General features: G+C 62.4%; 16 protein-coding genes and 1 riboswitch. Of the genes, 9 read left to right on the forward strand and 7 right to left on the reverse strand.

Annotated features, from left to right (window positions below; translation table 11 throughout):
• Window positions 1–306 precede the first annotated feature (306 nt).
• Both GH769_RS15555 and GH769_RS15560 read left to right on the forward strand, forming a co-directional pair.
• Window positions 307–1,503, forward strand: coding sequence for an amino acid aminotransferase (locus GH769_RS15555; RefSeq protein ID WP_032903807.1), 1,197 nt, complete (start codon window positions 307–309; stop codon window positions 1,501–1,503).
• 106 nt (window positions 1,504–1,609) lie between these two features.
• Window positions 1,610–1,819 carry a hypothetical protein gene (locus GH769_RS15560; protein ID WP_005789784.1) on the forward strand — a complete coding sequence of 70 codons (210 nt, stop codon included), beginning with the start codon at window positions 1,610–1,612 and terminating at the stop codon, window positions 1,817–1,819.
• A gap of 102 nt (window positions 1,820–1,921) precedes the next feature.
• Here the strand turns inward: GH769_RS15560 and GH769_RS15565 are convergent, their stop codons facing one another.
• Window positions 1,922–2,794, reverse strand: coding sequence for a LysR family transcriptional regulator (locus GH769_RS15565; RefSeq protein ID WP_019820847.1), 873 nt, complete (start codon window positions 2,792–2,794; stop codon window positions 1,922–1,924).
• Between the two features lie 254 nt (window positions 2,795–3,048).
• Between GH769_RS15565 and GH769_RS15570 the strand changes: the two genes are divergently transcribed.
• The gene (locus GH769_RS15570; RefSeq protein ID WP_032903808.1) at window positions 3,049–4,443 is read left to right on the forward strand and encodes an aldehyde dehydrogenase family protein; all 1,395 of its coding nucleotides are present in this window, start codon (window positions 3,049–3,051) and stop codon (window positions 4,441–4,443) included.
• 11 nt (window positions 4,444–4,454) lie between these two features.
• Here the strand turns inward: GH769_RS15570 and GH769_RS15575 are convergent, their stop codons facing one another.
• Window positions 4,455–4,853 (reverse strand): helix-turn-helix domain-containing protein, encoded by a 399-nt coding sequence (locus GH769_RS15575; RefSeq protein WP_019820843.1) that lies wholly within the window; start codon window positions 4,851–4,853, stop codon window positions 4,455–4,457.
• Between the two features lie 99 nt (window positions 4,854–4,952).
• On the opposite strand from GH769_RS15575, the gene GH769_RS15580 reads away from it, so the two are divergent.
• The gene (locus GH769_RS15580) at window positions 4,953–6,074 is read left to right on the forward strand and encodes an NADH:flavin oxidoreductase (protein WP_032903809.1); all 1,122 of its coding nucleotides are present in this window, start codon (window positions 4,953–4,955) and stop codon (window positions 6,072–6,074) included.
• 14 nt (window positions 6,075–6,088) lie between these two features.
• Here GH769_RS15580 and GH769_RS15585 read toward each other — a convergent pair whose 3' ends face one another.
• Window positions 6,089–6,394: a protealysin inhibitor emfourin gene (locus tag GH769_RS15585; protein ID WP_020302100.1), complete on the reverse strand. Its 306-nt coding sequence runs from the start codon at window positions 6,392–6,394 to the stop codon at window positions 6,089–6,091.
• A 29-nt stretch (window positions 6,395–6,423) separates the two neighbouring features.
• Window positions 6,424–7,497, reverse strand: a complete 1,074-nt coding sequence (locus GH769_RS15590; RefSeq protein ID WP_032903810.1) for a M4 family metallopeptidase — start codon at window positions 7,495–7,497, stop codon at window positions 6,424–6,426.
• Window positions 7,498–7,633: 136 nt separating this feature from the next.
• Here GH769_RS15590 and GH769_RS15595 point away from each other — a divergent pair, with 136 nt between their 5' ends.
• The 4 genes from GH769_RS15595 to GH769_RS15610 all read left to right on the forward strand — a co-directional run bounded on the left by GH769_RS15595 (window position 7,634) and on the right by GH769_RS15610 (window position 11,762).
• Window positions 7,634–8,563, forward strand: coding sequence for a DNA/RNA non-specific endonuclease (locus GH769_RS15595; protein ID WP_032903812.1), 930 nt, complete (start codon window positions 7,634–7,636; stop codon window positions 8,561–8,563).
• A gap of 118 nt (window positions 8,564–8,681) precedes the next feature.
• Window positions 8,682–8,875, forward strand: a riboswitch (cobalamin riboswitch).
• 114 nt (window positions 8,876–8,989) lie between these two features.
• Entirely contained in the window at window positions 8,990–10,000 is a 1,011-nt protein-coding gene (locus GH769_RS15600; protein ID WP_032903815.1) for an ABC transporter substrate-binding protein, read from the forward strand.
• On the forward strand, window positions 9,997–11,001 hold the full coding sequence (locus GH769_RS15605; RefSeq protein WP_014719175.1) for an iron ABC transporter permease: 1,005 nt from the start codon (window positions 9,997–9,999) through the stop codon (window positions 10,999–11,001). Before GH769_RS15600 ends, GH769_RS15605 begins: the two co-directional genes overlap by 4 nt.
• Entirely contained in the window at window positions 10,998–11,762 is a 765-nt protein-coding gene (locus GH769_RS15610; protein ID WP_020302466.1) for an ABC transporter ATP-binding protein, read from the forward strand. Before GH769_RS15605 ends, GH769_RS15610 begins: the two co-directional genes overlap by 4 nt.
• Before the next feature lie 152 nt (window positions 11,763–11,914).
• Here GH769_RS15610 and GH769_RS15615 read toward each other — a convergent pair whose 3' ends face one another.
• Genes GH769_RS15615 through GH769_RS15625 form a run of 3 tightly spaced genes read right to left on the reverse strand, consistent with a single transcriptional unit; the run spans window position 11,915 to window position 13,765 of the window.
• On the reverse strand, window positions 11,915–12,406 hold the full coding sequence (locus GH769_RS15615) for a GNAT family N-acetyltransferase (protein WP_032903817.1): 492 nt from the start codon (window positions 12,404–12,406) through the stop codon (window positions 11,915–11,917).
• The gene (locus tag GH769_RS15620) at window positions 12,396–13,325 is read right to left on the reverse strand and encodes an alpha/beta hydrolase (protein WP_032903819.1); all 930 of its coding nucleotides are present in this window, start codon (window positions 13,323–13,325) and stop codon (window positions 12,396–12,398) included. Before GH769_RS15620 ends, GH769_RS15615 begins: the two co-directional genes overlap by 11 nt.
• Window positions 13,325–13,765 carry a TspO/MBR family protein gene (locus GH769_RS15625; protein WP_014719179.1) on the reverse strand — a complete coding sequence of 147 codons (441 nt, stop codon included), beginning with the start codon at window positions 13,763–13,765 and terminating at the stop codon, window positions 13,325–13,327. Before GH769_RS15625 ends, GH769_RS15620 begins: the two co-directional genes overlap by 1 nt.
• Before the next feature lie 164 nt (window positions 13,766–13,929).
• Here GH769_RS15625 and chrA point away from each other — a divergent pair, with 164 nt between their 5' ends.
• Window positions 13,930–15,129 (forward strand): chromate efflux transporter, encoded by a 1,200-nt coding sequence (gene chrA / locus GH769_RS15630; RefSeq protein ID WP_032903821.1) that lies wholly within the window; start codon window positions 13,930–13,932, stop codon window positions 15,127–15,129.
• The last annotated feature ends 4 nt before the right edge of the window (window positions 15,130–15,133 follow it).

The raw sequence follows: 15,133 nt of genomic DNA on the forward strand, positions 1-15,133 counted from the left end.
CAGGGACGAAATAGCTCAGCAACCCGCGAATAATCATCGCAGGTTGCAGGAAAAAACCATGATAGCTGTAGAAGTGGTGTCAAATGTGACGGGTTTCAAGGCCGTCGTCCTACACGACCTTGCTCGCCAATGTTGCAATAAGACTAACGGTCAGCAAATAAACCGAAAAACATGGCCGAAAAGCCGTTTCCGTTGTCGCTCTCAGCCGTGATGGCCTCTATACTAGCTCCCCGTTTGTGCACCGCTCTAGTGCATTCGGCTGGAGCGCGACACGTCCCTCCTACCCCCCATAGAGCTGCCGCAAAAATGAGCCTGTTCTCCGCTGTCGAAATGGCACCACGCGATCCAATCCTGGGCCTCAACGAAGCATTCAACGCCGACACACGAACCACCAAGGTGAACCTTGGCGTGGGCGTTTACTGCAACGAGGAGGGGAAGATTCCACTCTTGCGTGCCGTTGCCGAAGCGGAAGCCATTCGTGTGGCGCAACATGCCGCCCGTGGCTACTTGCCAATCGACGGCATCGTGGCGTACGACCAGGCCGTGCAAAAGCTGCTGTTTGGCGCTGAGTCGCCGCTGTTGAGCGCCGGCCGTGTGATTACCGCCCAGGCCGTGGGCGGCACAGGCGCGCTGAAAATCGGCGCCGACTTCCTCAAGCAATTGCTGCCCAACGCCGTCGTCGCCATCAGCGACCCAAGCTGGGAAAACCACCAGGCGCTGTTTGAAAAAGCCGGTTTCCCGGTGCAGGCCTACCGCTACTACGACGCCGCCACCCACGACGTGAACCGTGCCGGCCTGCTCGAAGACCTCAACGCCCTGCCGCCACAGTCCATCGTGGTGCTGCACGCCTGCTGCCATAACCCGACCGGCGTCGACCTCAGCCCGGCCGACTGGCAAAACGTGCTGGACGTGGTCAAGGCCAAGAACCTGGTGCCGTTCCTCGACATGGCCTACCAGGGCTTCGGCGACGGCATCCACGAAGACGCCGCCGCGGTGCGCTTGTTCGCGGAATCAGGCTTGACCTTCTTTGTGTCCAGCTCGTTCTCCAAGTCGTTCTCGCTGTATGGCGAACGCGTAGGCGCGCTGTCGATCGTCAGCGAGTCCAAGGAAGAAAGCGCGCGCATCCTGTCCCAGGTCAAGCGTGTGATCCGCACCAACTACTCCAACCCGCCCACCCACGGCGCAGCCATCGTTGCCGCAGTGTTGAACAACCCTGAGCTGCGCGCCCAGTGGGAAGCCGAGCTGGCCGAGATGCGCCTGCGCATTCGCGGTATGCGCGAGCAGATGGTGGCCGAACTGGCCAAGGCGGCTCCAGGCCATGACTTCAGCTTCGTCGGTCGCCAGCGCGGGATGTTCTCCTACTCCGGTTTGAGCGTTGAGCAAGTCACCCGTCTGCGCAGCGAGTTTGGTATCTACGCACTGGATACCGGCCGTATCTGCGTAGCGGCGCTGAACCAATCGAACATTGGTGCCGTGACCAAGGCGATTGTCGAGGTGCTGTAAGCAAGCCGGCAAACGTAAGACGAAGGGGGAAGCCACTGGCTTCCCCCTTTTTATTGGCGAACACACTAGACTGAACGCCGACTGCCTCTTTGCTGCGAGAACCCTAATGAGAAACGATGACCTGGACCTGCGCGCCGACCGCGACGAACTGCACGACTACGCCCCACGCGCACCGCAAGCCAAGCGCCAGAAGAGCCTGGTGTTGCAGGTTGCGCTGGGAGTATTCCTCGGTGGGTTGGCGTTATGGCTGGTACAACTGGGCGCGACGGCAATCATGGCCAAACTGGCCATGGGCACCCTGCAGTTCGGCGGCTGATGTACGACACCTGTGGGAGCTGGCTTGCCTGCGATAGAGGCGGTTCAGTTAAAGATTCATTGACTGACACTCCGCTATCGCAGGCCAGCTCCCACATTTGATCTAGGATGCTGGCAGATTGCGTTCTTCCAGCAGTTTTACGAAGCTGTTCAAGCTTTGTGACACCGTGCCCCGCCGCCAGATCAGCCAGGTATTCAAGATACGGAATGTGTCGGGCAGCGGCCACACACTCACCGCCGCACACCCCGGCATACTCTCCAGCATGCTGCGTGGCATCAGCGCCAGCCCGGCCCCGGCGCTGACACAGGCCAACATGCCGTGGTACGACTCGATCTCGAAGATCCTGCCCGGCACCGCGCCATCCTGTGAGAACCAGCGTTCGAAGTGATGCCGGTAAGAGCAGTTGGAGCGAAACGTATAGATGTTCTCGCCATTCACATCCTGGCCGCGGGTGATCGGCGCGTGATGCAGTGGCGCAATCACCACCATCTCTTCCTCGAACACCGCCACACCCTCTAGCGTGGAATGCAGCACCGGCCCATCGACAAAGGCCGCCGTCAGCCGGCCCGACAGCACACCTTCGATCATGGTGCCCGAGGGACCCGTGCTCAGGTCTAGCTCGACCTTGGTGTATTGCTGGTTATACGCCGCCAGTAACGCAGGTATACGCACGGCCGCCGTGCTCTCCAGCGAGCCCAGGGCAAAGGCGCCTTGGGGCTCCTCCCCCGCCACCGTCGCACGGGCTTCTTGCACAAGGTCGAGAATGCGCCGCGTATAGCCAAGGAAATTCCACCCGGCCGGCGACAGGCGCAAGCGGCTTTTCTCGCGGATAAACAACTCCACGCCCAGGTCCTGCTCCAGTTGTTTGATGCGCGTGGTGAGGTTCGATGGCACGCGATGAATCAACTGCGCGGCGGCGCTGATGCTGCCTTGCTCGGCAACGGCCTTGAAGATTTCCAGTTGCACAAGATCCAAATCATTCTCCAATCATGTACATGATCGTTCCCACGCTCTGCGTGGGAACGCTGCCTCGGACGCTCCGCGTCCGATCGTTGGCGCATAGGTCTTTGACGCGGAGCGTCATGGGATGCATTCCCACGCAGAGCGTGGGGACGAGCTTAGGCCAAACATTCTCGTAATGAGAATATATTGCTTAATATTATTCAGTTTCAAGAAAACATACAGCCCCGTACGCTGGCCCCATTCCACTCATTCAGCCGGACGGTGCCATGAACAATGCTATCTCCCACCAGACCCACGCCCTGTCGATCAACCCCGCCAGCGGCGAAACAGTCGGCAGCTACCCCTACGAAAGCGCAGAACAGCTGAACGCCGCCCTCGCCCGCTCGACCGATGCCTTCCGCACCTGGCGCCGCACGCCTGTGAGCCAGCGCGCCGAATACCTGCTGGCCCTGGCTGCCGCCCTGCGTGAGCAAGCTGAAGACATGGCGCAAATGATCACCCTGGAAATGGGCAAACCCATCGCCCAGGCCCGCGCCGAAATCGAAAAGTGCGCCCAACTGAGCGAATGGTACGCCGCCCACGGCCCGGCCATGCTCGCCCCGGAGCCCACCCTGGTGGACAACGGCAGCGCCCGGATCGAATACCGCCCACTGGGCCCGATCCTCGCGGTAATGCCGTGGAACTTCCCGGTATGGCAAGTACTGCGCGGCGCGGTGCCGACCCTGCTTGCCGGCAACACCTACGTGCTCAAACATGCGCCCAACGTAATGGGCAGCGCCTACCTGATCCAGCAAGCGTTGCGCAAAGCCGGTTTTGCCGAAGGCGTGTTTGAAGTCATCAACGTAACCCAGGACGGCGTGTCCACCGCCATCGCCGACCCACGCATCGCCGCCGTGACGCTCACCGGCAGCGTGCGTGCCGGCATCGCCATCGGCTCACAGGCCGGGGCCGCGTTGAAGAAATGCGTGCTGGAACTGGGCGGCTCCGACCCCTTTATCGTGCTCAACGACGCTGACCTCGACGCCGCCGTACAAGCCGCCGTCATCGGCCGCTTCCAGAACAGCGGCCAAGTCTGCGCCGCCGCCAAGCGCTTGATCATCGAAGCGGGCGTGGTTGAAGCCTTCACCGCCAAATTCCTCGAAGCCAGCCGCGCCCTGGTAATGGGGGACCCCACCTCGACCGCCGCCTATATCGGCCCCATGGCGCGTTTTGATCTGCGTGACGAACTGCACGGCCAGGTCCAGGCGACCCTGGAAGAAGGCGCCACGCTGCTGTTGGGTGGCCATAAAGTCGCGGGCGCGGGCAATTACTACGAACCGACCGTACTGGCCGACGTTACCGACCAAATGACGTCGTTCAAACAGGAACTGTTCGGCCCCGTGGCCTCGATCATCACCGCCCGCGACGCCGAGCACGCCGTGGCGCTGGCCAATGACAGCGAGTTTGGCCTGACCGCGAGCATCTTCACCAGCGACTCGGCAAAGGCGCGGGCTATTGCCGATCAGTTGGAAACCGGCGGGGTCTTTGTCAACGCGTTCAGCGTCTCAGACCCGCGGGTGGCGTTTGGCGGCGTGAAGAAAAGCGGGTTCGGCCGCGAGCTGTCGCACTTCGGCGTACGCGAGTTCTGCAATGCGCAGACGGTGTGGCTGGATCGCAAGTAAAGCTGCAACGGCTAGGCATCGTCGGTGCGCGCATCGAACGCCGCCTGCGCCTGCAGCACCGCTTCCGAATGGCTGAGCGTCCAGGCGTAAAGCGCCTTGAACGGCTCTTCCAGCGTCCCCCCCAGCGGCGTAATGCTGTACTCCACCGCCACCTGCGAAGACGCGATGACCCGGCGCGCCAGAATGCCACTGCGCTCAAGACGGCGCAGGCTCTGGGTCAGAGCTTTTTGCGTGATGCCGTCCAGGCGACGCCTGATTTCATTGAAGCGCAACGGTTTTTCGCACAAAGAGCCCAGTATCAGCACCGACCACTTGTCGGTGATCTGATCAAGCAATAATCGGCTGGAGCAATCGGCTTTGAATACCTTCACGGTACCGTCTTGAGTCAGCGCCGGGTCATGATCGAGCATGTGGTTTCCTCTGGGATACCTGATAGCTTTAAAGTGCCTAATTGATATTAGGTATACACAATATACTATCAAGACTCATTTCAAATGGAGTCTCTGGCAATGAGTGTTACGAATCTGGATGCTTTGTTTCAGCCATTTGCGCTGAAATCCCTGGCCCTGAAAAATCGCATCGTCATGGCACCCATGACCCGTTCGTTTTCCCCCACCGGTGTACCAGAAGAAAACGTCGCCGCCTATTATCGCCGACGTGCCGAACACGACGTCGGGCTGATTCTCTCAGAAGGCACCGCCATTGATCGCCCCGGCGCACGTAACGACCCCGGCGTCCCGCTGTTCCATGGCGACCGGGCATTGGCGGGCTGGAAACAGGTCATCGACGGCGTGCATGCGGCAGGCGGCAAAATGGGGCCGCAAATCTGGCATGTCGGATCGGTGGGCAATCCCTTCAACGACTGGGCGCCCGAGACAGGTATCGAAGGCCCTTCCGGCCTCGCCGCACCCAGTACGCCACGCGGTGACGCGATGAGTGATGAAGCCATCGCCGATACGATTGCGGCTTACGCCAAGGCGGCTGCCGACTCCAAACGGTTAGGGTTTGATACCGTTGAAATACACGGTGCACACGGTTACTTACTCGATCAGTTCTTCTGGGAAGGCACCAATCAGCGTCCCGACCAGTTCAATGGCGCATCCATCAAGGAGCGCTCGCGTTTCGCCGCAGAGGTGGTCAAGGCGATACGTGCAGCAGTAGGCCCGGCGTTCCCCGTGATATTGCGGGTGAGCCAGTGGAAGCAGCAGGATTACAGCGCGCGCCTGGTGACCACGCCGAACGCCATGTCGGACTGGCTGGTGCCGTTGGTGGAAGCGGGTGTCGATATCCTGCATTGCTCACAACGGCGTTTCTGGGAAGCCGAATTTCCCGAACTGGATGGCGAGCAGGGGCTGAACTTCGCCGGCTGGGCCAAGAAACTCACCGGCGCGGCGACCATCAGCGTGGGCTCGGTCGGCCTGTCCGGGGACTTTCTTGCCGCCTTCGGAGGCGAAAGCTCTCAACCCGCCAGCCTGGATAATCTAGTGCCCAGGCTTGAACGCGAAGAATTTGACCTCATCGCCGTTGGCCGCGCATTACTGAGCGACCCACAGTGGGCCAGCAAAATTCGCACGGGAGAGACCTCCAGCCTGAAAGCCTTCAGCCCATCGGATCTTGCTGAGCTCATCTAGCCAATAGGCCCAAGTCAGCCCCGACTATGCCGTCGCACGCACTGCACCAACCCGTCCAGTGCCGGGGGATTCACCGGCGCGAGCACACAGACCGTGTGCTCGCGCTTGCCTTCCGCAACTGTCAGGGTGTAATGCACCCGGCCTGGGTTGCCAGGCTCGGGATCGGTGCTTTGCGGCAACTGGAAAAAGTCCGACGCTTCAATCAGTTGCCGCAACTCCTGCTGATCAGGCTCGGGCAGCGCGTCCAACTCTACCGTGCGCGGCTTGGCCAACCCCGGAAAAAACGCCGGTCCGCCGCTTTCCTTGATTGAAATTCGCATGGTTTTTCCTCGCCGCTCAGGCGGCTTCGTCAAACGTTTATGCCCACCGCTTTCCAGCCTTCCTTGACCGCCTTCTGCTCATCCTTGTTCACGCCATAAAGCTGGCCGGCAATATCGTGGGTAATGCGCGCAAAACGCAAGAACCCGGAATTGGGCCGCAACCGCGAATCGCGCAGTGCGTCATACCAGATACGCCCGGCACGCTCCCAGGCGAACCCGCCAATCCGGGTGGCCACCTGATAGAACGCGTGGTTGGGAATGCCGGAATTGATATGCACCCCACCATTGTCCTCGTAAGTGTGCACAAAATCATCCATGTGCCCAGGCTGCGGGTCTTTGCCCAGCAGCTTGTCATCAAACGCGGTGCCCGGCGCTTTCATCGAACGCAGAGCGGTGCCTTTGATCTTTTTGGTAAACAGCCCCTTGCCGATCAACCAGTCGGCGTCCTCGGCCTTTTGCTTCAGCGCGTACTGCTTGATCAGCGAACCAAACACATCCGACAGCGACTCGTTCAGCGCACCGGATTGATTAAAATACATCAGCTTGGCTTCATCCTCGGTCACGCCATGGGCCAACTCATGGCCAATGACGTCGAGTGCCACGGTGAAGCGGTTGAACAGCTGCTGGTCGCCATCGCCGAACACCATCTGGGTCGAATTCCAGAACGCATTGTTATAGTCCTGGCCGAAGTGCACCGTGGCGTCCAGCGCCATGCCCGCATCGTCGATGGAGTTGCGGTCGAAGACCTGGTCGAAGACCTGGTCGAAAAAGTCGAAGGTTGCGCCCAGGCCGTCATAGGCTTCGTCCACCGCGGCATCGCCACTGGCGGGCTGCCCTTCGCCGCGAATCAGCTTGCCGGGCAGGCTGTCGGTGTTTTCGGCACTGTAGATCGAGCGTTGCTTCTCGGCGCCCACGGCCAGTGCCATGCGGGCCGGGCCCTTGGCGGGTACCGCGACCATACGCAACGAGCGGAACGTGCTGTCTTTGGCGCGCGTGCGTAATGCGACCTCCCGTTGGGCTTTATCCCCGTGGCGGGCGATCTGGTCGAGCATGTACGGCGGGATCAGGCAAAAAATCGGGTTGCGCAGTTGGCGAACACACATGAGCTGGCTCCTTTTTGGCGTGTGATGAACGTCCGGGTAACGGTTTTCAGGATAGTCCTGAGTTCGCCACCTGGGCCAAATTGTCATGAGTTTGTGTTTCAGTGGTGTTTATCCGAGGCCCATAAGGAACATGCCCATGCCTGCCCGCACAGCTAACATCGACCTTTCCCATCGCCCAAGGCTCGCCGACCTGCGCCCATTGGTCGCAGCCAGCCCCAGCCTGCTGGAAGCCAGAGCCGCGACGCCGCGTGTCACAGCAGCCAAGGACCTCAAAAACCGCGCGGGCTATGCCGACGACTTCCTCAGCGACTTCGTGGTGCGATGGCCCACGGTTGACCAGCCACTGGCAGGCGACGTGCAACCCAAGCGACTGGACTACACGCATTTCTCCATCACCCTGTCGCGCTCTCGACGACTGGCGCTGTACGTGGGGGTGAATATCGACGGCGCCAAGCATGTAGACATCACCCGCAGCAACGACACCTGGGCCTACGATGGTCGCCTACCCCTGGAGGCGCAGGTAGGTGAAGAGCGCTATGCCGGCAATGGCCTGGACCGCGGCCACCTGGTACGGCGCCAGGATCCCAATTGGGGCGACGAGGCGACCACCGCCAACTTCGACACCTTTCACTTCACCAACTGCTCGCCACAGATGAGCGGCTTCAACCAGAAGACGTGGCTGGAACTCGAAGACTACATCCTCGACAACACCCAGCGCTGGAAAGCCCGGGCCACGGTATTTACCGGACCAGTGTTCGCCGATGACGACCGACTTTACCGTGGCGTGAAAATCCCCAAGGCGTTCTGGAAAGTGGTGGCCTACCTCAGCGACGAGGGCAAGCCGTCCGCCAGCGCCTACATGATTGACCAGAGCCGCGAACTGGGCCAACTCGACCTGGTATTCGGCCCGCTGCGAACCTACCAGCGCAGTGTGATTGCGATCGAACAATTGACCGGCATCCGCTTCGCCAACCTGGCCGACTACGACGGCTTCAGCAACGAAGAGCGCGCCACAGGCACCCGGATCGAAGCGCTGATCCGCGGCCCCCAGGATATTCGGCTCTGACGCTTCTTTTGTAGCAGCGAGCTTGCTCGCGAAGAACAGGAAAGCGCCGCGGGGCATCAGGTGCCCAGCGTTATCGTTGACGACCTTCGCGAGCAAGCTCGCTCCTACAGGGATGATCGCTTACCATACGGCCGCCGGTTCCCGTATGGGACTAACAGGGAATTCGAAACGCCGCACGCGGCGTGAACCGAAACTGCCCCCGCAACTGTAGATGCCGAGCCTGCCCTCGAATGCCACTGGACCACGTCCGGGAAGGCGGGGCATGGCGACGACGCATCAGTCAGGAGACCTGCCGGCCCAGCTAATTCACTAACCGGCGGGGTGTCCGGGAAGGACATCCTGGCCCTGCGCTTCAGCAGCCTCCATGGGCGTATTTCCGAGCCGTACCTCCCCTGCTGCACCTACGGTTCACAAGGAGATCGCCTCATGCTGCCACGCGTTACCGCCCTGATCGCAGGTTTGAGTGTGTGTGCCCTGGCGCAAGCCGCGCCCACTCAGTACCCGCTGACCCTGCAAAACTGCGGCAGCACCCTGACCTTCCAGCACGCCCCCGCCCGCAGCGTCACCATCGGCCAGGCCGCCACCGAGATGCTCTACGCCCTGGGCGTGGGCGACAAGGTGGTCGGCACTTCGCTGTGGTTCAACAACGTGGCGGCGCAGTACAAGGCCCAGGACGATCGCATCGAGCGCCTGGCCAACAACGAGCCCAGCTTCGAAGCCGTACTCGCCAAGCGCCCGCAGCTGGTGGCCGCCGAGCTGGAATGGGTGGTGGGCCCCCAAGGCGTGGTCGGCACCCGTGAGCAGTTTCATGAACTGAAGATCCCCACCTACCTGTTGCCGTCCGACTGCGAAGGCAAGGACAACCTGGTGGGTGCCGACGGCACGCGATTGGAGCCCTTTCGCATCGAGACGATCTACCAGAGCCTCCAGCAACTGGCGCAGATTTTCGACGTGCAGGATCGCGGCCAACAACTGACCGACGAACTCAAGGCGCGCCTGGCCAAGTCCGTCGCCACGGCCCAGGGCAAGGGCTTGCAGCAAGCCAGTGCACTGGTGTGGTTCTCCAGCGCCGAAATGGCCAGCGACCCTTACGTAGCCGGCCACAAAGGCGTGCCGCAATTCATGCTGCAAACCCTTGGCCTGCGTAACGTGGTGCAGTCCGATGAGGAGTGGCCTGCCGTCGGCTGGGAAACCATCGCCAAGGCCAACCCCACCTTCCTGGTGATCGCACGCATGGACCGCCGCCGCTACCCGGCCGACGACCATGAAAAGAAACTCGCCTTCCTGCGCAGCGACCCCGTGACCCGCAACATGGACGCGGTGAAGAACAACCGCATCATCATCCTCGACGCTCTGGCCTTGCAGGCGAGCCTGCGCACCTTCGAAGGCCTTGAACAACTGGCGGCCGCCATTGACGGCTACCACCTGGGCCAATGATGCGCACCCTACTCGCCCTGGCGTTGCTGCTGCTCGCCCTGCTCGCTGGCGTCGCCATCGGTGAAACCGCTATCGAACCGCAGGTGGTGCTGCAGGTGCTCGCCAATAAACTCTGGGGCGCCGGATACGTACTGGACCCCATCGACGAAGGCGTGGTGTGGAACTACCGCCTCACCCGTGCATTGGTGGCCGCAGCTTGCGGCGCAGGGTTGGCAACGTGCGGGGTGATCCTGCAATCGCTGCTGCGTAACCCGCTGGCCGACCCGTACCTGCTGGGCATCAGCGCCGGCGCGTCAACCGGCGCGGTGCTCGTCGCCTTGATCGGCGTGGGCGGTGGCCTGGTGTCGTTGTCGGCGGGCGCGTTTGTGGGGGCGATGGCGGCCTTTGCACTGGTGACGCTGCTGGCGCGGGCCAGCGGATCGTCCAGCGGTACCGGGCAGATCATCCTCGCGGGTATCGCCGGTTCACAGTTGTTCAATGCCCTGACGGCCTTCCTGATCACCAAGTCGGCCAGTTCCGAACAAGCCCGCGGCATTATGTTCTGGCTGCTGGGCAACCTCAGCGGCGTACGCTGGCCGTCGGTGTGGTTGGCGGTGCCGGTGGCGGTCGTGGGGCTCGCGGTGTGCCTGTGGCACCGGCGTGCACTGGATGCGTTCACCTTCGGCAGCGACTCAGCGGCCTCCCTCGGCATCCCGGTGCGCCGCGTGCAATTTGTGCTGGTGGCCTGCGCCGCGCTGGTGACGGCGGTGATGGTGTCCATCGTCGGCTCCATCGGGTTTGTCGGCTTGGTAATTCCCCATGCGGTGCGCCTGTTGCTTGGCACCGGGCATTCGCGCTTGCTGCCGGCCAGCGCCTTGGGCGGCGCGCTGTTTCTGATCGCCGCCGATGTGCTGTCGCGCACCTTGATCAAGGGCCAGGTGATTCCGGTGGGGGTGGTCACGGCATTGGTGGGCGCGCCGGTGTTTGCGTTGATTTTGATTGGCCGGAGGAACGCCCGATGAGCGTGCTCAGTTGCAGCGGCCTGGGCTTCAAAGTGCGTGACGCGCAGTTGCTGCGCGACATTGACCTGGACGTGCAGTTGGGTGAGACCCTGGGTATCGTCGGGCCCAATGGTTCAGGCAAATCCACCCTGCTCAAATTGCTGGCTGGTTTGCGTGTGCCGGCCAGCGGCGAAGTTCGCCTGGGTGGCAAGCGGCTCGGTGAGTTGTCGCGCCGCACCATCGCGCAGCAATTGGCGGTTGTGGAGCAACAGGCCGACACCGACGACGCCATCCGCGTGTTCGACGCCGTGGCCCTGGGTCGCACGCCGTGGCTGTCGGCATTGAGCCCCTGGTCGCGTGAAGACGACGCCATCGTGCACCAGGCCCTGCATGACGTAGACGCCACCCACCTGAGCCAACGCGCCTGGCGCAGCCTCTCGGGGGGCGAACGCCAGCGCGTGCACATCGCCCGCGCCCTGGCGCAACGCCCGCAGATTTTATTGCTGGATGAGCCGACCAATCACCTGGATATCCAACATCAACTGGCGATCCTCAAAGGCGTGCAAGGCTTGCCAGTGACCACCTTGATTGCGCTGCATGATTTGAACCAGGCGTTGACCTGTGATCGCCTGGCCGTGCTGGATCGCGGGCAACTGGTGGCGCTGGGCGCGCCGCTGCAAGTGCTGACGCCACAGCGCTTGCAGGAGACCTTCGGCGTGCAGGGGCATTACCTGACGGACCCGTTCGACGGCGCGCAAATCCTGCGCCTGCGCTCCAACTGAATCCGTAGGTTGGGGCAGCTTGCTCTGGTGACGGTCTGACGGCCAACTGTGGTCCAAATGTGGGAGGGGCTTGCCCCCGATGAGGGAGTGTCAGCAAATACATCGGTGATTGGCCCACCGCTATCGGGGGCAAGCCCCCTCCCACACTTCACCTACAGAGGCCGATGCATGTGGGTGGTTTGCCATATCGGGTCGGCCTCGACATCCACCACCTCAAACCCCTGCCTGCGCCAGAAATCAATCGCACCGGGCAGAAACGGATGGGTATGCAAGTACATCATCTCTACGCCATCGGCCCGCGCCAGCGCCTCCAGCGAGCGGTATAACCGGCCCGCCAGGCCCAAGCGTCGCGCTGCCGGGAGCACATACAGGCGCACCACTTCCACCGTCTTGCGCCCCTGGTAGTTCAACTGCGGGAAGCGGCCGTCGTAGGGCCGATAAGCCACCGAGGCAACGATCCGGCCTTCGGCACGAGCAATCAAAAACCGCCCGCCGCCCTCAAGGTAGATGGCTTCAAACTGCGCCAGATCGTGGGGAACACCGGTGGCACTGAGCGTGGGAAACAGTTCATCCCGCGCCTGCAAAGCGAAGCTCAGCACATCGGGAATGTCAGCGGCCTGCACCGCCTCGATACTAACGCTCATCGCCAAGGATGCGGCTCGTTATCCACTGGCGAGCGTAAGCCAACACGCGATCGGCCATCGCCACCGGAAAGTGAATAAACCCGTGGGCCGCTTCCGGCAGCAAATGAGCCTCCACCGTTGGCCATCGCTCGGCAATCAGCAGGGTGTCGTCCTTGAGCGGGTCCAATTCGCCCACGAACATCAGCGCGGGCGGCAGCCCCTCAAAGTCTCCATACAAAGGCGACAACGGCGGCTGCCGGCGCGTCTCGTCGCTGATCCCCGGCGTCAGCAGGCGCAGCGCCTGAACCATGCCCGGCCCGTCCAGCAACAAGGTGTCCGGCCCGGCCTTGCGCACACTGGGCGTGCCGGTCAAATCGTAGACGCCGTAATACAGCACCGCGCCGCTCACCCGCTGGAGCAACTCGGGCCATTGCTTGAGCGCCAACAAAGTGGCCGCCGCCAGGTGCCCGCCGGCCGATTCACCGACAAAAAACACCGGCAGGCCGGCAAACTCCGGGCAGTCCGCCAAAAGCCAGCGCGCAGCCGTCAGGCAGTCATCCAACAGCCCTTCAATTGGCGTATCCACCGCCAGTCGGTAATCCACCGACACTACCGCCACGTCGCACGCATTCACCATGCCGAGGTTAAGGTCGTCATCCATTTGCGCATTGCCGATCACCCAGCCACCGCCGTGGATATCCAGCACCACGCCTTTGGGCGGGCCAGCGGGCCGCAGGATGCGCAAGGGGATCGCCCCGAGCATTTTGCGTTCCGCCAGGGGCGCCTTCTTGAAGGTCTGGCTGGCACGCAACAGCGCCTGGATCAGACGCGGCATCACGCGGTTGCGGACCTTGAAGCGCGGCATCCACGCCAGTTTGCGATTGAAGCGCCGCATCTGGGCCAGTTCGGGCTCGCTGGCAGGCCAATGCTGGTAGGCCATCAGCGGTTATTACGCAGGATCGAGAAGTTCAACGCCGCGGCCACGCACAGCCACACCAGATACGGAAACAGGATCAGGCCGGTAATCAAATCCAGGCGCACGGCCAGCAGCACCATCGCTGCCACGGTGAGCCACAAGAGCACGATAATCACCATCCCGGCGAACAACCGATGGGCACCAAAGAACACCGGCGTCCACAGGGTGTTCAACGCAATTTGCGCCGCCCACAGGGCCAACACCATTTCGCTGCCGGGGATCAGGGTCAAGCGGTAACCGGCCCAGGCCAGCAGCAGGTAGATGATCGTCCAGGCCACTGGGAACAGCCAATTGGGTGGGGTGAAACTGGGCTTGACCAGGGATTCGTACCAGGCGCCGGGTTTGAAGATCACGCCAGTGCTGGCGGCGGCGGCGCAGGCAAGCAGGAAGATGAAAAAGGTCATGATCGGTCCTTGAGGTCCAGTGGATGGAAAACAGTACACTGCTTTTAAGTGACTCAAGCAACCGCGGATAAATTCAATGGGGGCGGCAAAATACCCGCGCTTCTACGCGTCATGAAAATTGGTTATGGTCGGCGAAATCCAGCACCGTTGCCCGAGACATCCCCTTGCCCCAGCTTACCGATCACCGCAGCCGCCCCTGGTCAGTGTTCCTGATCTTCCTGCGCCTGGGCCTCACCTCTTTCGGCGGGCCGATTGCGCACCTGGGCTATTTTCGCCAAGAGTTCGTCACCCGCCGCCGCTGGCTCAGCGAGCGCAGCTATGCCGAACTGGTCGCCCTGTGCCAGTTCCTCCCAGGCCCGGCCAGCAGCCAGGTCGGTATCGCGTTGGGCCTGTCCCAAGCAGGTTACCGGGGCGCGGCGGCAGCCTGGGCCGGGTTCACCTTGCCGTCGGCCATCGCCCTGATTCTGTTTGCCCTGGGGCTGGCCCACTACGGCGGCGCCCTCCCCCATGGCGCGCTGCACGGCCTCAAGGTTGTCGCCGTGGCGGTGGTGGCCCAGGCCGTGTGGGGCATGGCACGCAACCTGTGCCGAGGCGTTTTACGGGTGGCGTTGATGTTGATCGCCGCCTGCGTGGTGCTGCTGCAACCCTCCGCCTGGGCTCAGGTCGGGGTCATGGTGGCTGCAGGCGTGGCTGGCCTGCTGTTGTTCAAGCCCGAGAGCAGTGCCGAGCCCGACGCCCTGCCCATCGCCATCAGCCGCCGCACCGGAGCCCTGTGGTTGATGCTGTTTTTGCTGTTGCTGGTGGCCTTGCCACTCCTCGCCGCATGGGCGCTCAACCCCACGCTGGCGCTGGTGGACGCCTTCTACCGCACCGGCGCGCTGGTATTCGGCGGCGGCCACGTGGTGTTGCCATTGCTGCAAGCCGAAGTGGTGCCCAGCCAATGGGTCAGCAACGATGTATTCCTCGCCGGTTACGGCGCCACTCAAGCTGTGCCCGGCCCACTATTCACCTTCGCCGCCTTCCTCGGCGCCTCCATGACCCACGCCCCGAGCGGTTGGCCTGGCGGGGTGATCGCGCTGCTGGCGATCTTCGCCCCGTCGTTCCTGCTAATCTTCGGCGCCTTGCCCTTCTGGGCCAACCTGCGCAAAAGCCCGCGTACCCAGGCGGCGCTCGCCGGGGTGAACGCGGCGGTGGTTGGCCTGTTGTTGGCGGCGCTGTACCAGCCGGTGTGGACCAGTGCGGTTTTCACTGGCTATGACGCCGCACTGGCGTTGCTCGCACTGATCGCGCTGACGGTGTGGAAGCTGCCGCCATGGTTGGTGGTGTTAGGCTGCGGCGTACTCGGGGGGTTACTGGATTTGTGAGCGG

The organism is Pseudomonas sp. CFSAN084952, assembly GCF_009648855.1.
In the GTDB taxonomy this organism is placed as follows: domain Bacteria; phylum Pseudomonadota; class Gammaproteobacteria; order Pseudomonadales; family Pseudomonadaceae; genus Aquipseudomonas; species Aquipseudomonas paracarnis.